This window comes from Streptomyces sp. NPDC028991 (assembly GCF_055564775.1).
Map to the genome: position 1 here is coordinate 311,102 of NZ_JBVHVP010000003.1, position 17,336 is coordinate 328,437.

Annotated in this window: 15 protein-coding genes; 9 read left to right on the plus strand and 6 right to left on the minus strand. The window is 72.1% G+C overall.

Features of this window, described 5'->3' with window-relative positions; all coding sequences use genetic code 11:
• Window positions 1-41 precede the first annotated feature (41 nt).
• Entirely contained in the window at window positions 42-1,688 is a 1,647-nt protein-coding gene (locus ACZ4V1_RS09025) for a sensor histidine kinase (protein WP_468331660.1), read from the minus strand.
• Window positions 1,689-2,336: 648 nt separating this feature from the next.
• Between ACZ4V1_RS09025 and ACZ4V1_RS09030 the strand changes: the two genes are divergently transcribed.
• The 3 genes from ACZ4V1_RS09030 to ACZ4V1_RS09040 are packed head-to-tail and all read left to right on the plus strand — an operon-like array spanning window position 2,337 to window position 5,363.
• Window positions 2,337-3,323, plus strand: a complete 987-nt coding sequence (locus ACZ4V1_RS09030; RefSeq protein ID WP_468331663.1) for a Bug family tripartite tricarboxylate transporter substrate binding protein — start codon at window positions 2,337-2,339, stop codon at window positions 3,321-3,323.
• Complete coding sequence (locus tag ACZ4V1_RS09035; protein ID WP_468331666.1) at window positions 3,320-3,874, plus strand: tripartite tricarboxylate transporter TctB family protein; 555 nt, start codon at window positions 3,320-3,322, stop codon at window positions 3,872-3,874. Before ACZ4V1_RS09030 ends, ACZ4V1_RS09035 begins: the two co-directional genes overlap by 4 nt.
• Before the next feature lies 1 nt (window position 3,875).
• Complete coding sequence (locus ACZ4V1_RS09040; protein WP_468331669.1) at window positions 3,876-5,363, plus strand: tripartite tricarboxylate transporter permease; 1,488 nt, start codon at window positions 3,876-3,878, stop codon at window positions 5,361-5,363.
• A gap of 180 nt (window positions 5,364-5,543) precedes the next feature.
• Here the strand turns inward: ACZ4V1_RS09040 and ACZ4V1_RS09045 are convergent, their stop codons facing one another.
• Window positions 5,544-5,966 carry a YjbQ family protein gene (locus tag ACZ4V1_RS09045; protein ID WP_468331672.1) on the minus strand — a complete coding sequence of 141 codons (423 nt, stop codon included), beginning with the start codon at window positions 5,964-5,966 and terminating at the stop codon, window positions 5,544-5,546.
• Between the two features lie 230 nt (window positions 5,967-6,196).
• Here ACZ4V1_RS09045 and ACZ4V1_RS09050 point away from each other — a divergent pair, with 230 nt between their 5' ends.
• The gene (locus tag ACZ4V1_RS09050) at window positions 6,197-7,303 is read left to right on the plus strand and encodes an NAD(P)-binding domain-containing protein (protein WP_468331674.1); all 1,107 of its coding nucleotides are present in this window, start codon (window positions 6,197-6,199) and stop codon (window positions 7,301-7,303) included.
• A 12-nt stretch (window positions 7,304-7,315) separates the two neighbouring features.
• On the opposite strand, the gene mltG is transcribed toward ACZ4V1_RS09050, so the two are convergent.
• On the minus strand, window positions 7,316-8,185 hold the full coding sequence (gene mltG, locus ACZ4V1_RS09055) for an endolytic transglycosylase MltG (protein ID WP_468331677.1): 870 nt from the start codon (window positions 8,183-8,185) through the stop codon (window positions 7,316-7,318).
• Between the two features lie 43 nt (window positions 8,186-8,228).
• Window positions 8,229-10,031, minus strand: coding sequence for an ABC transporter ATP-binding protein (locus tag ACZ4V1_RS09060; protein ID WP_468331680.1), 1,803 nt, complete (start codon window positions 10,029-10,031; stop codon window positions 8,229-8,231).
• Window positions 10,032-10,130: 99 nt separating this feature from the next.
• Here ACZ4V1_RS09060 and ACZ4V1_RS09065 point away from each other — a divergent pair, with 99 nt between their 5' ends.
• Window positions 10,131-10,592: a MarR family winged helix-turn-helix transcriptional regulator gene (locus tag ACZ4V1_RS09065; protein ID WP_468331683.1), complete on the plus strand. Its 462-nt coding sequence runs from the start codon at window positions 10,131-10,133 to the stop codon at window positions 10,590-10,592.
• Between the two features lie 48 nt (window positions 10,593-10,640).
• Here the strand turns inward: ACZ4V1_RS09065 and ACZ4V1_RS09070 are convergent, their stop codons facing one another.
• A complete protein-coding gene (locus ACZ4V1_RS09070; RefSeq protein WP_468331686.1) occupies window positions 10,641-11,402 on the minus strand; it encodes a L,D-transpeptidase family protein in 762 nt (253 codons plus the stop codon).
• Between the two features lie 184 nt (window positions 11,403-11,586).
• Between ACZ4V1_RS09070 and ACZ4V1_RS09075 the strand changes: the two genes are divergently transcribed.
• The 4 genes from ACZ4V1_RS09075 to ACZ4V1_RS09090 all read left to right on the plus strand — a co-directional run bounded on the left by ACZ4V1_RS09075 (window position 11,587) and on the right by ACZ4V1_RS09090 (window position 16,460).
• Window positions 11,587-13,464, plus strand: a complete 1,878-nt coding sequence (locus ACZ4V1_RS09075; RefSeq protein WP_468331689.1) for an ABC transporter ATP-binding protein — start codon at window positions 11,587-11,589, stop codon at window positions 13,462-13,464.
• A complete protein-coding gene (locus ACZ4V1_RS09080) occupies window positions 13,461-15,242 on the plus strand; it encodes an ABC transporter ATP-binding protein (RefSeq protein WP_468331692.1) in 1,782 nt (593 codons plus the stop codon). Before ACZ4V1_RS09075 ends, ACZ4V1_RS09080 begins: the two co-directional genes overlap by 4 nt.
• A gap of 402 nt (window positions 15,243-15,644) precedes the next feature.
• On the plus strand, window positions 15,645-16,115 hold the full coding sequence (locus ACZ4V1_RS09085; protein WP_468331695.1) for a DUF5709 domain-containing protein: 471 nt from the start codon (window positions 15,645-15,647) through the stop codon (window positions 16,113-16,115).
• A gap of 72 nt (window positions 16,116-16,187) precedes the next feature.
• On the plus strand, window positions 16,188-16,460 hold the full coding sequence (locus tag ACZ4V1_RS09090; RefSeq protein ID WP_468331698.1) for a type B 50S ribosomal protein L31: 273 nt from the start codon (window positions 16,188-16,190) through the stop codon (window positions 16,458-16,460).
• A 23-nt stretch (window positions 16,461-16,483) separates the two neighbouring features.
• Here ACZ4V1_RS09090 and ACZ4V1_RS09095 read toward each other — a convergent pair whose 3' ends face one another.
• Window positions 16,484-17,278, minus strand: a complete 795-nt coding sequence (locus tag ACZ4V1_RS09095; RefSeq protein ID WP_375916079.1) for a metal-dependent hydrolase — start codon at window positions 17,276-17,278, stop codon at window positions 16,484-16,486.
• Window positions 17,279-17,336: the final 58 nt, after the last annotated feature.

Genomic DNA, 17,336 nt, shown 5'->3' on the forward strand with positions numbered 1-17,336 from the left:
GCCGGTCGCAGCGGTCGCGTGGGCCGGGCCGCTCGTACCCGTCATGGTGTTGCTCCTTCCGCCACCGCGTCGGCGAGGTGGCTGACGGTCATGCGTGCGGTGAACATGGCACCCTCCGGGGTGTTGGTCACCGAGATCTCACCGCCGTGACGCTCGCAGACCAGCCTGGTCAGCGCCAGGCCGATGCCGCGCTCGCCCTGCCAGGCGGCCTTGGTGGTGAAGCCGTGGGAGAAGACCTCACGGGCCAGTTCGGGCGCCACGCCGGGCCCGGAGTCCCGGACCACGATCTCGACGCTGGAGGCGTCCTGTCTCAGCTCGACCTCGACCCATGCCTCGTGGTCGTCACCGGTCGCCGCGGCGGCGTCCACGGCGTTGTCGACGAGGTTGCCGACCACGGTCGCCACGTCCGCGGCGTCCTCGGGGGCGAGCCGGTCTAGGGCCGTACGGTCCGATACGCGCAGGGCGACCCGCCGCTCGGCCGCGAGGGAGGACTTCGCCGTGAGCAGCGCGGCGACCGCGGTGTCCCGGACCCGGCGGCTGAGGGTGACGTCCAGGGACTGGCGGCGCTGGTTGAGCGCGCGGATATAGCGGACGACCTCGTCCTGCTCGCCGATCTGGATGAGTCCGGAGATGGTGTGCAGCTGGTTGGCGAACTCGTGGGCCTGGGCGCGCAGCAGCTCGGAGGTGCTGCGGAAGGAGCCGATCTCCCGTTCCAGGCGAGCCAGTTCGGTACGGTCGCGCAGAGTGGTGACCGAGCCGAGCGGACGGCCCTCCTTGGTGACGGTCATACGGTTCATCACGAGGACCCGGCCGTGGCGGATGACGACCTCGTCGCGCGGCTCGGCCTGGTGAGCCGTGACGCCGGCCAGGACGTCGCGCAGCCGTCCGTCGATGCCGAGCCCGTCCAGACTCTGCCCCACACAGTCGGCGGGCAGGTCGAGCAGGTGCCGGCCCACCTCGTTGACCAGGGTGAGCCGGTGCTGCGGATCGAGGGCGACGACGCCCTCGGCGATGCCGTAGAGCATGGCCTCCCGGTGCTCGGCGAGCCCGGCGATCTCGCGCGGCTCGAGACCGAGTGTCTGCCGTTTGACGCGCCGGGCGAGCAGCCAGGAGCCGGCCACGCCGAGACCGCTTGCGATGCCGAGGTAGGCGAGGAGGTAGGAGGAGGCACCGCTGAGGCGCTGCCACACCGTCGGGTCGGCCGCGCCGACCATCACCGTGCCGAGGTGCCGGCCGAGAGTCTGCCGGGTGGCGCCGTACACCGGGACCTGGGCGACGAGCTCACGGCTGCCGTGGAAGGTCAGCGGTCCCGACCAGCCGCGCCCTTCGGCGGCACCGTCGCCGCGCGGCAGCCGGCCGCCGATCACGGTGGGGTCGGTGGAGCTGACAACGCGGCCGTCGGCGTCGGCCACCGTGACCGAGGTGACCCCGGACTGCGTCTGCGTGGAGTTCACCAGCGGGGCGAGGGCCTCCTGCGGCACGGGGCGCAGGAGCTGGCTGCGTACGAGGGGCGTGGCGGCGAGCTGCTCGGCCAGGGCGGTGACCCGGCGGCCCTCGACGCGGTTGAAGGTGGCCTTGGACTGGGCGAGCGAGACGGCGGCGACCGCGAGCAGGACCACCACGACGATGGCGAGCTGGAGGACCAGCATCTCGCCCGCGAGGGTCTGACGGCGGAAGGTGGGGACCACGGCGGACTCGATCTCGGCTGACGGGGGAACGGGGCTGACCGGCGGGTGCGCCGCGTCGCCATCATGGCGTCCACCTGCGGCGAAGGAAAGGGATGTGCTGTCTTCGCAATGAACCGGCGATCCGCCGGCGACCTTCGGAACGCTCCACCGGCGACGTACCGACGACGTACCGGCGATGTACCGACGACGTACCGTGACGACGTACCGGCGATATACCGGCGACGTACCGACGACGTACCGTGACGACGTACCGGCGATATACCGGCGACGTGTCAGGACGCGGCACCGGCCATCCACCCGGACACTCCCCGCGACCTGCCACGCCCCTCCACCGGTGCTGTGCCGGGGACGATCCACCGGGACCCGACCGGACGCCGGTCCGCCAGCCCTCCACCAGGCGGCCCCGATCTCTCCACCAGGCGGCCCCGATCTCTCCACCGGGCGGGACCCGGCCCTCGCGGGCGGACTCCCTGGGCGCCACGGGCGGACTTCGTGGGCGCCCTCCCCCGGCGACCGCAAAGACCACAACCTCCCTTGGTTCCGCAAGGAAGACAGGCCGTCGGCGTCCAGGCACCATGTGGCCCACGTCACCCTCCCCCACAGGGTTCTCCCCTTATCGCTCTACCCAACCGACAGGTGGTGTCATACGTGCGCCTGCGCACCCCCCTTGCCCTGCTCGGGGCCGCCGTGCTCGTGCTCGCGGGACCGCCGCTGCTTTCCACGGGCAGCGACGCCGAGACCGGCACGCAGATCCCCGGCCTGCGCTTCATGGTTCCCAACACGCCGGGCGGCGGATACGACATCACCGCTCGCACGGCCGCGAAGAACGCCGAGGACGCCGGGCTCACCCACAACATCGAGGTGTTCAACCTGCCGGGCGCGGGCGGCACCGTGGGCCTGAGCCGGCTGGTGAGCGAGCACGGCAACGGCAAGCTCGCCATGTCCATGGGACTCGGCGTCGTCGGCGCGGCCCGCTCCAACCACGCGCCCAAGACCCTCGCCGACACCACGCCGATCGCACGGCTCACCGAGGAGCAGGACGTCGTCGTGGTCGGCAAGGACTCGCCGTACAAGACGATCGACCAGCTGATCACCGCCTGGAAGAAGGCCCCGGGCAAGATCCCGGTCGGCGGCGGTTCGTCGCCGGGCGGGCCCGACCACCTCGCCCCGATGCTGATGGCGCAGGCCGCCGGGATCTCTCCCAAGTCGGTCAATTACATCCCCTTCGACGGCGGCGGCGAGCTGCTCGCCTCGATCCTCGGCAACAAGGTCGGCTTCGGTGTCTCAGGCGTCGGCGAGTACCTGGACCAGATCAAGGCGGGCGAGCTGAGGGTCCTCGCGGTGACCGGTCCGGAGCGGGTCGACGACCTCAAGGACGCGCCCACGCTCAAGGAGTCCGGCTACGACGTGGACTTCACCAACTGGCGCGGCATCGTCGCCCCGCCAGGCCTCTCGGAGGCGGAGCGGAACAAGCTGACCCGCCTCGTCGAGGAGTTGCACGACTCTCCCGAATGGAAGAAGTCCTTGGACCAGAACGGCTGGGACGACGCCTTCCTCACCGGTGACGAGTTCGGCGCGTTCCTGGAAGCCCAGGACAAGCGTGTGGTGTCGGTACTGAAGGAGCTGGGACTGTGACGACGCGGACCGACTCTTCCCCGGCGCCCGACCCGGCCCCGGCTCCGGCGGCCGAGCGGCGCTCGTGGCTGCGCGACCACTCCGAACTGGGCGTGTGCGTGCTCCTGCTGGCGCTCGGCGCCCTGGTGCTGACCGACGCGCTCACGATGGACGTCGACATCACGCAGCGCGGGCCGGTGGGCCCGAAGACCGTCCCGATCGCGGTCGGCATCGGGTTGCTGGTGATCGCCGCGCTGCTCGCCGTCGACGTCCTGCGCGGCGGCCGGGGCGAGGCCGAGGGCGGCGAGGACATCGACCTCTCCGAGCCGGCCGACTGGCGCACGGTGCTCCTGCTCTCCGGGATCTTCCTCGGCGCGGCGGTGCTCATCGAGCCGGCCGGCTTCCCCGTCGCCGGGGCCCTGCTCTTCTGGGGTGCCGCCTTCGCCCTGGGCAGCCGCCGTCCGGACCGCGATCCGCTGATCGCCGCGGTGCTGTCCCTGTTCACCTACGTCGTCTTCGACAAGCTGCTCGGCGTGCCGCTGCCCGGTGGTCCGCTGATGGGAGTGCTCTGACATGAACGCCCTCAACTCCCTCATGGACGGCTTCGGTACGGCCCTCACGCCGCTCAATCTCCTGTGGGCCGCCGTCGGTGTGCTGCTCGGGACCGCGATCGGCGTCCTGCCCGGCATCGGCCCCGCGATGGCGGTGGCACTGCTGCTGCCGGTGACGTACGGACTCGACCCGGTCGCCGCGTTCATCATGTTCGCCGGCATCTACTACGGCGCGATGTTCGGCGGTTCGACCACCTCCATCCTGCTCAACACCCCCGGCGAGAGCGCGGCCGTGGTCGCCGCCATGGAAGGCAACCCCATGGCCAAGGCGGGGCGCGGTGCCCAGGCCTTGGCCGCCGCCGCCATCGGTCACTTCGCGGGCGGCATGATCGGCACGATCCTGCTGGTGGCGCTGGCGCCGACGGTCGCCGACCTGGCGGTGGACATCGGTGCGCCGGACTACTTCGCCATCATGGTGCTGGCGTTCATAGCCGTGACGTCGGTGCTGGGCTCCTCGCGCGTCAGAGGCCTGGCCTCCCTGCTGATCGGACTGACGATCGGCCTGGTGGGCCTGGACCAGATGACGGGCCAGCAGCGGCTTACCTTCGGTTCGCTGCAACTCGCGGACGGCGTCGACGTGGTGATCGTCGCGGTCGGTCTGTTCGCGATCGGCGAGGCGCTGTGGGTGGCGGCGCACCTGCGGCGCGGGGCGGCCGAGCCGATCCCGGTGGGCCGTCCCTGGCTCGGCCGTGGTGATCTGAAGCGGACCTGGAAGTCCTGGCTGCGCGGGCCGTTCATCGGCTTCCCGTTCGGCGCGATCCCGGCGGGCGGCGCGGAGATCCCCACGTTCCTGTCGTATGTCACGGAGAAGCGGCTGTCCAAGAACAAGGACGAGTGGGGCAAGGGCGCCATCGAGGGCGTGGCGGGCCCGGAGTCGGCGGCGTCGGCCTCGGCGGCGGGCACACTGGTGTCCATGCTGACGCTGGGCCTGCCGACGACGGCGGTCGCGGCGGTCATGCTGGCCGCCTTCCAGCAGTACGGCATCCAGCCGGGACCGCTGCTCTTCGACCGCGAACCCGAACTGGTGTGGGGCCTGATCGCGTCCCTCTTCGTCGGCATGGTGCTGCTGCTCGCGCTCAACCTGCCGTTGGCGCCGGTGTGGGCCAAGCTGCTGCGCATCCCCCGCCCGTACCTCTACGCGGGGATCATGTTCTTCGCGGCGGTCGGCGCCTACGCGGTCGGCGGCGAGGTCGTCGACCTGGTGACGCTGCTGATCATCGGCCTCGTCGGTTTCGGCATGCGGCGCTACGGCCTGCCCATCCTGCCCGCGGTGATCGGCGTCATCCTCGGCCCGAACGCCGAACAGCAGTTGCGCCGCGCCCTGCAGATCAGCGACGGGAGTGTGACTGGCCTGGTCAACACGCCGTTCGCGGTGACGGTGTACGCGGTGATCGTCCTGCTGCTGGCGTGGCCGTTGCTCAAGCGCCTGGTGCGGCGGGTGCGCCCCTGACGGTGTCGCCGTGCCGCCGGGCCCGGCCGGTGACGGGCCCGGCGGCACCGTCCGCCGTCCCCGCCGGCCGGGTCGGAGCCGTACCGGACATCGACCAGCCGACCCCGCATGGGCGCAGCCGCCTCCCCTGCTCGATCGCTCTTCTCGACCGAGCGTGCGCCACCGGCGGCAGAGGAGGCCCTACCCGAGGAATGACAACCGCACCTGGCGGTCGGGATTGTCCTTGTTGGTATCCACCAGGCACACCGACTGCCAGGTTCCCAGTTCCAGCCGTCCACCGATCACCGGCAGCGTCGCGTGCGGTGGTACGAAGGCCGGCAGGACGTGATCCCGGCCGTGGCCGGGGCTGCCGTGGCGGTGCTGCCAGCGGTCGTCGGCGGGGAGCAGGGTGTGCAGGGCGGCCAGCAGGTCGTTGTCGCTGCCCGCTCCCGTCTCGATGATCGCGATCCCGGCGGTGGCGTGCGGGACGAAGACGTTGAGCAGGCCGTCGCGCCCGGCCGCCGCCTCGCGCAGGAAGGACTCGCAGTCACCGGTGATGTCGGCGACCCGCTCAGCCGAGCCGGTGGCCACGTTCAGTACTCGGGTGATGAAGGAATCTGGCATGTCTCCCATCCTGACGCACCCGGCGGGCCGGGCGCGGGAGCCTCGGGCGGTGATCACACCGGGGCGGAGCGGGGAAGACCGAGGCCCTCGCCTCCGTTGGTAGAAGTGTGAACAACACACACGAGGTCGGGACGCCCGGGACCGGGGCGTACGGGGCCGGGACGCACGGGACCGGGACGCACGGAACCGGGGCGTACGGGACCGGGGCGTACGGGGTCGGGACGCACGGGGTGGGGACACGTGAGGCCGAGACAGGTGAGGCCGGTACCCGTGAGGTCGAGGTCGTCGTCATCGGTGCCGGTCAGGCGGGCCTCGCCGCGGCCTACCACCTGCGGCGCACCGGGTTCGAGCCGGAACGCGACTTCGTGGTGCTCGACCACTCCCCCGGACCCGGCGGCGCCTGGCAGTTCCGCTGGCCGTCGCTGACGTACGGCAAGGTGCACGGGATGCACGCCCTCCCGGGCATGGAGCTGACCGGGGCGGACCCGGCGCGGCCGTCCGCCGAGGTGGTCGGCGAGTACTTCGCGGCTTACGAGCGGACCTTCGGCCTGCGAGTGCGGCGGCCCGTCGACGTCCGCGCGGTGCGCGAGGGGACGGGCGGGCGGCTGCTCGTCGAGACGTCTGCCGGGGCCTGGTCGACACGGGCGCTGATCAACGCGACCGGCACCTGGGACCGGCCCTTCTGGCCGCGCTATCCGGGGCAGGAGACCTTCCGGGGGCGGCAACTGCACACCGCGCGGTACGCCGGTCCCGAGGAGTTCGCCGGGCAGCGCGTGCTCGTGGTGGGCGGGGGCGCCTCGGGGACGCAGCATCTGCTGGAGATCGCCCCGTACGCCGCTGCCACCACGTGGGTGACCAGGCGGCCGCCGGTCTTCCGCGAAGGTCCCTTCGACGAGGACGCGGGCCGGGCCGCGGTGGCGCTGGTGGAGGAACGGGTGCGGCAGGGACTGCCGCCGAAGAGCGTGGTGTCGGTGACGGGGCTACCGCTGAACGACGCGATCCGGGCGGGGCTGGAGTCGGGAGTGCTGGACCGGCGGCCCATGTTCCAGCGGATCACGCCCGAGGGGGCCGAGTGGAGCGGCGGGCGGCGGGTGGCCGCCGACGTCATCCTGTGGGCGACCGGGTTCCGGGCCGCCATCGACCACCTGCGGCCGCTGCGGCTGCGGGAGGCGGGTGGCGGGATCCGGGTCGAGGGGACGCGCGCGGTCGCCGACCCGCGTATCCACCTGGTCGGCTACGGACCGTCGGCCAGCACCATCGGCGCCAACCGGGCCGGACGCGCCGCCGTACGGGACATCAGGCGGCTGCTGGCCGAGGGGGAGCCGGTCGCCGCGTGACGCCCCGCCGGCTCACTTGGCCGCGGCCGCCTCCTTCGAGGCGCTCTCCCGAGTGCGGTTGAACTCGGCGACGTTGCGCTGGTGTTCGGCGTAGTCGGCGGTGAATCGGGTGTCGCCGGGCTTGACCGTGACGAAGTACAGCCAGTCGCCGGGGGTCGGGTTGATCGCGGCACTCATCGCCTCGTCGCCGGGGTTGGCGATGGGAGTGGGCGGCAGCCCCATGCGCTGGTAGGAGTTGTAGGGGCTGTCGATCCTGGTGTCCTTGGTGGTGGTCTTCAGGGTGGAACGGCCCAGGGCGTAGTTGATGGTGGAGTCCATCTGCAGCGGCATGCCGCGTTCCAGCCGGTTGAAGATCACCCGGGCCACCTTGCCCATGTCCTCCTTGGCGGCGGCCTCCGCCTGCACGATGCTGGCGATGGTGACCGCCTGATAGACGTTCAGCGCGTTGCGCTGGGCGCCCGCGGCGATCGGCGCGCCGGTGAACTTCTCGTTCGCCGTGTCGACCATGGCCGTCAGCAGCTTCTCCGGCGTCGGGCTCTCACCGAGCGGGTAGGTCGCCGGGAAGAGATAACCCTCGGGGTTGCCCTCGGCGTCGTTCGGCAGCTTGAGGTTGGCCTTGGCGAGGGACTTCTTGGTGGTGCCCGGGGGCAGGGCGAGGATCTTGTCGACGGCCTCGTAGACCTGGGTCGCGCGCCAGCCCTCCGGGATGACCAGGGACGTCGGGCGGGACTCGCCCTCGTCGTCCGTCGTCAGCAGCGGCACCGCCACGGCGGTACCGGCCACGACGGCGCCGGTCACGATCAGGGCGATGCGGCCCCGGCGCGTCAGTCGGATCGTTCTCCTGCTGCCTCTCGTGCTCCGTCGCGGAGTGTTCGTCTGCATGCGGGCACGGTAACCCCCATTCGCACGCAAACCTGGCATATCGTCATCTTGTCGGCTCCAGTCGGGCGTCCCTGCGGACCAGCGCCGCATACCGCCCGTCCCGCTCCAGCAGCTCCTCGTGCCTGCCCTGCTCGGCCAGGCGCCCGGAGTCGAGGACCACGATCCGGTCGGCGCCCCGGACGGTGGACAGCCGGTGCGCGATGGTGATCGTGGTGCGGTTGGCGGAGAGGGCGTCGATGGCGTCCTGCACCGCGGCCTCGGTACGGGTGTCCAGGGCACTGGTCGCCTCGTCGAGGACCAGGACGGGCGGGTCGCGCAGGATGGTGCGGGCGATGGCCAGACGCTGCTTCTCACCGCCGGAGAATCGGTGCCCGCGTTCGCCGACCACCGTGTCGTAGCCGTCGGGCAGGCCGGCGATGTGGTCGTGGATCTGGGCCGCCCGCGCCGCCTCCTCCAGTTCCGCGTCGGTGGCGTCCGGCTTGGCGAAGCGCAGGTTCTCGGCGACCGAGGCGTGGAAGAGGTACGTCTCCTGCGAGACGACGCCGACGGCACGGGCGACGGTGTCGAAGTCCAGGTCACGCACGTCGACCCCGTCGAGGGTGACCCGGCCGCCGGTCACGTCGTACAGCCTGGGCACCAGGTGGCCCAGCGTGGACTTGCCGGCGCCGGTCGGGCCGACGACGGCCAGACTGCTGCCGGCCGGAACGGTGATGTCGATGCCGTCGAGGATCGGGGCGGCCTTGCCGTCGTAACGGAACTCGACGTTCTCGAAGCGGACCTCGCCCTTGACGTGGTCGAGGTGGACGGCGTCGTCCCGCTCGGTGATGTCGACCGGCAGGTCGAGGTACTCGAAGATGCGCTGGAAGAGCGCGAGCGACGCCTGGATCTGGACGCCGGTCGACAGCAGGCTCACGGCAGGCCGGAAGAGTCCCTGCTGGAGCGAGACGAAGGCGACGATCGTGCCGAGGGAGACGCCCGGACCGCCGAGTTGCAGGGCGATGCCCGCGGTCCAGTAGATGACGGCCGGCATGGCCGCCATGACGATCGTGATGACGGCCATCCGCCAGCGCCCCGCCATGTTCGACCTCACTTCGAGGTCGACCAGACTCTCGGACTCGTCGGAGAAGGCGCGGCTGAGCGAGTCGGAGCGGCCCATGGTGCGACCGAGCAGGATGCCGCTGACGGAGAGCGACTCGGTGACCGTGGCGGCCATCGCCGCCATCTGCTTCTGCCGCCGGGTGGTGATCTTCCGGCGCTCCCTGCCGACCCTGCGGCTGATCCACACGAAGACGGGGAGCAGGACTAGCGAGACGACGGTCAGGCGCCAGTCGAGGACCACCATCGCGACGATCGTGGCGACCACGCTGGTGAGGTTGGAGACCAGGGAGGTCGCCGTGGAGGTGACGGTGGCCTGCATGCCGCCGATGTCGTTGGCGATGCGGGACTGGACCTCACCGGTTCGGGTGCGGGTGAAGAAGGCGAGGGACATCCGTTGCAGCCGGCCGTAGACGGCGGTGCGCAGGTCGTGCATGACGCGCTGGCCGACGGTCGTGGAGATCAGCGTCTGCAGCACGCCGAAGACGCTGGTGAGGACGGCGCCGAGGATCATGCCGAGGGCGAGCAGGCTCAGCAGGCCCGTGCGCCCCTCGGGGAGCGCGACGTCGAGGATCTCCTTGAGCAGGAACGGGGTGGCGACCGACACCAGCGACGCGGCACCGACCAGGAGTCCGACGACCGCGAGGCGGCCGCGGTAGGGGCGGAACAGCTTGAGGATGCGGCGCACCTGCCGGGGCTGTTCCTCGGCGTCGGCCGGTGCGGTCGAGGTGGATTCGCGATCGGGGTGCATGGGCTCCTTCGGAAGGCCGCGCGTCTGTCGGGGGCCTAACGGATCGTAGGTCATTGTTACCTATACTCACAATGAACATCATCCTGATATTGTTCCCGTATGACCGCCCCCGATTCCGACGGCCTGCTCGCCGAGCAGTTGCTGCGGCTCACCCGCCGGGTGCACCGCATCCAGAAGCGCCACCTGGAGCACCGCGACCTCGGCATCACACCGGCCCAGTCCCGGCTGCTGCGCACCCTGGCGCACTACGACTCGCCGCCTCGGATGGCCGATCTGGCCGAGCGCCTGGAAGTCGTGCCGCGGGCGGTGACGACGCTGGTCGACGGGCTGGAGGCCGCCGGCAAGGCACGCCGCGTCCCGGACCCCGCCAACCGCCGGGTGATCCGGATCGAGCTCACCGACGACGGGCGCGCGGCCTTGCGGGAACTGCACGGCGCGCGCCGGTCCGCAGCCGAGGAGATCCTGGCCCCGCTGACCGACGAGCAGCGCACGGTGCTCGGCGGGCTGTTGGACACGCTGATCGACGGACCGGAAGCCGGGCGAGGCCGACCAGGGGCGTGACCTCGGGGCGGGCGAGGCCGGCGGGAGGCGTGTTCCCGAGGCGCGTGGTCAGGCCCTCAGATGCGCCCGGTCCCCCATGACCGTCACCGGGTGCCGGTCCGGATCCAGCGTGCGGAGCAGGTACTCCATCGCCGGTTCGGGCAGGCTGACGCAGCCCGAAGTACCGCTGCCGTGGTCCATGTGCAGCCAGATCCCGCCGCCCTTGGACGCGCCCTCCGGACGGGTCGGGTCGTTCGGCGGAGTGCCCCTGACCCGGTTGTAGTCGACGGCGATGACGTAGTCGAAGTCGTGCCAGTACGCCTTGTCCCACCACCTCGGTGCCGCCAAGGCGGCGGACCGGGTGTACGGCAGCCCGGCGCCGGGGGCCGGTTCCGGGTCCGGGAGGACACCGCCCGCGTCGCTGAGCGTGAACACACCGACGGGGCTGCGCCTGTCGTTCTCGTGGTGGTCGGTCGTCCATCCCTTCGTGCCGTTGTGCGCCGCCCAACTGCGGGCCCGGTGCCAGGCGGAACCCCGCTTCGTGTACAGCACCACGGTCGAGTCGGCGGAGTCCCTGCCGTCGCCGTACACCGCGACGACCTGACGGGAGTCCGCGGGGATGCGGCTCTGGAGCCGGTCGCCGACGCCGGGGATCCGTGTCGGGCCGGCCGTGGTGGCACCGCTTCGGCCCGCGCCGTCGCCGGCGGGATCGCTCGGCGGCGGCCCGTCCGCGCCGTGCCCGGACGGGCCGCCGCACGCGGACAGCGCCGTCATCAGGGTTCCGAGGGCCACCATCGCGACCGCCGTACGCCGTGCTCCACCGCTCCGCATCGGCCCATGGTCGCACTCGCGATCGGTCCGGCACGGGAGCGGTGCGAGGGACGGCAGCCGGATTCGTACCCCACCGCGGAAAACCGCTTGATTTTGAGCGCCCCGCGACGCGAACCTTTCACGGTTTGCAGTCTCTTGATGCCGCATCGCAACGGCACTTCCTGACACGAGCCACTGGGACGTCATGCAGATCCAAGACCTTCCGTATCCCGACCCGGGCGTGCCGGACGCACGCTCGGGCCCTCGATTCCTGTGGTGGCTGTTCCGCAACCAGCTGGGTGGACAACTCAGGTCACTGGCCTGGGGTCTGCTGCACTTCGCCTCCGTGTCCGCCCTGCCCTTCTGCGTCGGTCTCGCCATCCAGGCCGTCGTCGACCGGTCCGGCACCCGGCTCGCCCTCGCCGGCGGGGTCATGGTGCTGTGCTGCGCGGGCAACGCGATCGGCGACACCTTCCTGCACCGCGCCGCCGTCACCAACTGGATCACCGCCGCGGCCCGCGTCCAGCAACTGCTGGCCCGCAAGACCGCGCTGCTGGGCTCGGCACTGACCCGACGCGTCGCGGCGGGCGAGGTCGTGGCCGTGTCCACCGGCGACGTCGAGAAGATCGGCTGGTTCGTGGAGGCCGTCTCCCGCTTCACCGCGGCGGCCGTGACCATCGTCCTGGTCTGCGTGGCCCTGGTCGTCTACGAACCGGCGCTCGGCGTCGTCGTGATCCTGGGCCTGCCGGTGCTGGCCCTCGCGGTACTGCCCCTGCTGCCCCGGGCGACCCGGCGGGCCGACGTCCAGCGCGAGAAGGCCGGCCGCGCCACCGAACTCGCCTCGGACACGGTCGCGGGACTGCGCGTGCTCCGCGGCATCGGCGGCGAGGAGCTCTTCCTCGACCGCTACCGCGGTGCCTCCCAGGAGGTACGTCACGCGGCCGTACGCAGCGCGCGCATGTGGTCCCTGATCTCCGCGATCCAGGTCCTGCTGCCGGGCCTGCTGCTGATCGCGGTGGTCTGGCACGGCGTCCACCTGGCTCGCGAGGGCCGCATCGGCGTCGGCGAACTCGTCACCGTCTACAGCTCCGTCATGATCCTCACCTACCCGCTTCGGCACTTCGAGGAGATCGCGATGGCGTACTCCTTCTCGCGGCCCTCGGCCAAGCGGGCCGCACGGGTGCTGGCGCTGGAGCGGGCCACCGACACCGCGGGGTCGCGCGCCGCCGAGGTCCCGGCCGGGGACCTGTACGACCCCACCACCGGTCTCCTCGCCCCGGCGGGCCGGTTCACCGCCGTGGTCTGCGGCGACCCCGACCAGGCCGGACGCCTGGCGGAACGGCTCGGCGGGCACCCCTCGGAACAGGGAGCCTCGGCGCTGCTGGGCGGGGTACCGCTCGACGAGCTGCCACTGAACTCCGCGCGCACCGCGGTCCTGGTCCAGGACAAGGACCCGGTGCTGCTCTCCGGAACACTGCGTGAGCTGCTCGACGTGCCCGCGTCCGGTGCGGTCGGTGCCGAGGACGCCCTCGCCGCCGCCCAGTGCGACGACGTCCTGGCGGCACTCGCGCAGGGATCGCTCGGCGCCGAGGACCCGATGGACGCCCGCATCACCGAGCGGGGCCGCTCACTGTCGGGTGGCCAGCGCCAGCGGCTGGCCCTGGCCCGGTCCCTGATCACGGACCCGGGGGCGCTGGTCCTCGACGAGCCGACCTCCGCCGTGGACTCGCACACCGAGGCACGGATCGCGCAGGGGCTGCGTACCCTGCGCGCCGGACGCACCACGGTGGTCTTCACCTCGTCGCCGCTGCTGCTGGACCGCGCGGACCGGATCGTGTTCCTGCACCAGGGCGAGGTCGCGGCGGTCGGCACGCACCGGGACCTGCTGCACACCGAGCCCCGGTACCGGGCGGTGGTGACCCGCGAGACCGACGGGGAGACCGCGACGCACCGGAACGGGCCGCCGGCCGGGGACCAGCCGGCGAAGGCCCTCCAGGAGAGCCTCGGCAAGGCCCCGGACGGCGATGCCCTCGGCGACGACGACGTACTGCACCGACTGGAAGAGATCGAGGAGACGGCATGATCGGCGTCGCGCCACCGTCCTACGACCCGGCGGTCCCGACGACGGCGAGCACCCTGCCCGTCGGCGCGCCCGCGACCGTACGCGCGTACGCGGGAGAACTGCTGCGCCGGCACCGCCGCGCGTTCCTCTTCCTCGTCACCGTCAACACCGTCGCCGTGATCGCCTCGATGGCGGGCCCCTACCTGCTGGGCGGGCTCGTGGAACGGGTCTCGGACGACGCGCGCGAGCTGCACCTCGGTCTCACGGCCGCACTGTTCGTGCTCGCGCTCGTCGTACAGGCCGTGTTCGTACGCGAGGTGCGGCTGCGCGGGGCCATGCTCGGCGAGCGGATGCTGGCCGACCTGCGCGAGGACTTCCTCGTGCGGTCGGTCGGCCTGCCGCCCGGCGTGCTGGAACGGGCCGGCACGGGCGATCTGCTCTCCCGGATCACCACCGACATCGACCGGCTCGCCAACGCCATGCGCGAGGCCGTGCCCCAGCTCGCCATCGGCGTGGTGTGGGTGGTGCTGCTGCTCGGCGGGCTCGTGGTCACGGCCCCGCCGCTGGCGCCCGCGGTACTCATCGCGGTGCCGCTGCTGGTGGTCGGCTGCCGGTGGTACTTCCGGCGGGCGCCCTCCGCCTACCGCTCGGAGGCCGCGGGGTACGCCGCCGTGGCCGCGGCGCTCGCCGAGACCGTGGACGCCGGGCGCACCGTCGAGTCCCACCGCCTGGACGCCCGTCGCATCGAGCTGTCGGAGCGGCGGATCGAGGAGTGGACGGCCTGGGAACGCTACACGCTCTGGCTGCGGTCGGTGCTCTTCCCGGTCATCAACGTCACCCATGTGACCGTGCTCGCCTCCGTCCTGATGATCGGTGGTGTGTTCGTCCTGCAGGGCTGGATCGGAGTCGGTCAGCTGACCACCGCGGCCCTGATCGCGCAGATGCTCGTCGACCCGGTCGGCATCATCCTGCGCTGGTACGACGAGCTCCAGGTGGCCCAGGTGTCGCTGGCCCGGCTGGTGGGCGTGCGGGACATCGAGCCGGACGCCGGTGACCCTTCGCTGGCGCCCGACGGACGGCACGTGCACGCCGACCGCGTGCACTTCGGCTACCTGGAGGGCGTGGACGTCCTGCGCAAGGTGTCGCTGGAGGTCGCCCCCGGCACGAGGCTCGCGCTGGTCGGTCCCTCGGGCGCCGGCAAGTCCACGCTGGGCAGGCTGCTGGCCGGCATCTACGGCCCCCGCGACGGCCGGATCACCCTGGGCGGCGCGGAGCTGTCCCGGATGTCCGCCGAACGGGTCCGCTCGCACGTCGCCCTCGTCAACCAGGAGCATCACGTGTTCGTGGGCTCGCTGCGCGACAACCTCCGCCTCGCCCGGACCGGCGCCACCGACGCCGAGCTGTGGGCGGCGCTGGGCGCGGTCGACGCGGACGACTGGTCCCGCGCTCTCGAGGACGGCCTGGACACCGAGGTCGGCTCGGGCGGCTTCGCGCTCACCCCGGCGCAGGCCCAGCAGATCGCGCTGGCCCGCCTGGTGCTGGCCGACCCGCACACCCTGGTGCTGGACGAGGCGACGTCCCTGCTCGATCCACGGGCCGCTCGCCACCTCGAACGGTCCCTTGCCCGGGTCCTGGACGGCCGCACGGTGGTCGCGATCGCCCACCGGCTGCACACCGCCCACGACGCGGACGTCATCGCCGTCGTCGAGAAGGGCCGGATCAGCGAGCTGGGAAGCCACGACGAGCTCGTCGCGGCGGACGGCGCCTACGCGGCGCTGTGGCGGTCGTGGCACGGGTGAGCACGCTCCTTGGGTCGACTGCCCGGTCGGTGCGACACAGGCCGGCCGGGCCGCCGAGGCCGGCGTCGGGCGGCTGGATCGGTCGCGGCGGGTTGCGGCCGGCCGCGGTCGGCGCTGTCTGGACCCGGTCGGGCGCGACGAGTCGCGACGGACGCTGTGGGTGCCTGGCCGGCCGGAGCGGGCCCCCGGTCGGCCTGCCGGGGCGCGGGTGCCGGGGCGCCGCTCGGCGGCCGTGCCGTTGCGCGGTCCCGAACGGGAGTGGAAGTCTGGGAGGAGGCACCGGCTCGGGGTAGGCCCGGGAACCGTGCGGTTCCGAGACGGGTGACGCTTGTGCCCCGTGCAGCGGCGGCCCGCCGCGGTCCACGGCGAGAAGGGGCCCGTCCCCACCCCCTGGAGGTATCCGTGAAAAGCGCCGACGGATGGGGAGATGACGTCTACCAGCCCGACGGATCCGAGCAGCGGGAGGACACCGGCCTGCTCGACGGCGAGGACACCCTCGAGTACGACGGTGTCGACGATCCCCTCGACCGGGGCTGGTCCCCGCCCGAACGCCCCTGGGCGGTGGAGCACACCGGGGTGACGGCCGCCGAACGGCACCGGGGCGAAACCCTCGAGCAGCGGCTCGCCGAGGAACGGCCGGACGTGCTCGCACCCGACGGCGACGGACTGGGCGACTCCGACGGCACCGACGGGGAACTGCTGGACAACGAGGTCGGCGCAGACCGTTCCGGCCGGCTCGTGGCACCCGACGAGGGAGCGCACGAGGACGAGGAGCCGGCGCTGGTCGCCATGGACGTGGGCATCGACGGCGCGGCCGCCTCCGCCGAGGAGGCCGCGATGCACGTCGTCGACGAGGACTCCCTGCCCGGCTGACGCCACCCACGGCGGCGTTCGAGCGCCGTCACCCCGGTCATCCGCGTGATCCGCCTCGTACGAGGAGCAGCCATGCAGCAGGACAAGCATCCCGACTACCGGCCCGTCGTCTTCCGTGACCGCAGCGCCGGATACGCCTTCCTCACCCGGTCCACCGCGACCAGCGACCAGACCATCGCGTGGGACGACGGTGAGACCTACCCGGTGGTGGACGTGGAGATCTCCTCGGAGAGCCACCCCTTCTACACGGGCAAGGCCCGGACGGTCGACTCGGAGGGGCGCGTCGCCCGCTTCGAGCGGCGCTACGGCCAGGACGGGACGCAGGGTGCCGACGGAGCCGGCTGAGCGGACCGGATCCCGCTCGTTTCTCAGATGAAGTTGAGTGCCGCCGCGCCGCCCACTCCCCCGAGCAGCATGAACGCCGGCATCAGTACCTTCAGCTCGACCCAGCTGCCCGCCCGGAACCGCATGGCCTTCGGTGGGCCTATGGGGTACCAGCGCTTGCGGCCCACGGGTATCGGCCAGAGTATGGGGCAGCCCGAGACGGTCAGCGCGTCCCCGATGTCGTGCACCAGCGCGCCGAGCACGATCGGCAGCCCCAGCCACAGGTACTCCTGGCCCGGTGCGGTGAACAGCCAGTCCGCGCCGCCGTCCGGCTTGTCCAGTATCCCGGCGAGGATCCAGGCGCTGGTCCCGGCCAGCAGCCAGACCAGTACGTCGCTGCTGGAGCCGCGGGTCGCCCGCCAGAGCAGGCCCTCGATCGCCAGCACCATGTGCACGAAGAGGATCGCCAGGACCGCCCAGCGACCACCGGTGATGGCCAGGACCGAAGTGCCCCCGCCGATCAGGACGGCCCACAGCCAGGTGTGCGTCAGCGTGCGGTGCCCGCCGGAGCGGCGCGGGTCGCCCTGCTTCTTCGTGGCCTTGTAGACGGCGTACGACAGCTTGTCGACGATTTCGCACAGCCCCCGTGAGACCGGTCCGAAGGCCCGGGAGATGGTGGCCGCCTTGTGATCGAGGTCCGGGGCGAGCGCTGCTCCGGCACAGATCAGGGCTCCGGCGAGCAGCACCGGCCAGGGCATCGAGTGCCCCGCGGCGGCTGTCGCCGCCCCGACGCCGAGCCACGCCGCGGCGCCCGACAGTGAGTGCGCTGGTCCCATCATCGCCGTTGCCCGCCCCATTCCTCGTGTGCCGCTGTGCAGTTGTCCTGGTCCGCTGATG

What these genes read in the sequence shown, in the direction of transcription:
- ACZ4V1_RS09040 (WP_468331669.1), top strand. Translation starts at nt 3,876, where the DNA reads ATGAACGCCCTCAACTCCCTCATGGACGGCTTCGGTACGGCCCTCACG.
- ACZ4V1_RS09075 (WP_468331689.1), top strand. Translation starts at nt 11,587, where the DNA reads ATGCAGATCCAAGACCTTCCGTATCCCGACCCGGGCGTGCCGGACGCA.
- ACZ4V1_RS09045 (WP_468331672.1), bottom strand. Translation starts at nt 5,966, where the DNA reads ATGCCAGATTCCTTCATCACCCGAGTACTGAACGTGGCCACCGGCTCG.
- ACZ4V1_RS09080 (WP_468331692.1), top strand. Translation starts at nt 13,461, where the DNA reads ATGATCGGCGTCGCGCCACCGTCCTACGACCCGGCGGTCCCGACGACG.
- mltG (WP_468331677.1), bottom strand. Translation starts at nt 8,185, where the DNA reads ATGCAGACGAACACTCCGCGACGGAGCACGAGAGGCAGCAGGAGAACG.
- ACZ4V1_RS09070 (WP_468331686.1), bottom strand. Translation starts at nt 11,402, where the DNA reads ATGCGGAGCGGTGGAGCACGGCGTACGGCGGTCGCGATGGTGGCCCTC.
- ACZ4V1_RS09090 (WP_468331698.1), top strand. Translation starts at nt 16,188, where the DNA reads ATGCAGCAGGACAAGCATCCCGACTACCGGCCCGTCGTCTTCCGTGAC.
- ACZ4V1_RS09095 (WP_375916079.1), bottom strand. Translation starts at nt 17,278, where the DNA reads ATGATGGGACCAGCGCACTCACTGTCGGGCGCCGCGGCGTGGCTCGGC.
- ACZ4V1_RS09060 (WP_468331680.1), bottom strand. Translation starts at nt 10,031, where the DNA reads ATGCACCCCGATCGCGAATCCACCTCGACCGCACCGGCCGACGCCGAG.
- ACZ4V1_RS09065 (WP_468331683.1), top strand. Translation starts at nt 10,131, where the DNA reads ATGACCGCCCCCGATTCCGACGGCCTGCTCGCCGAGCAGTTGCTGCGG.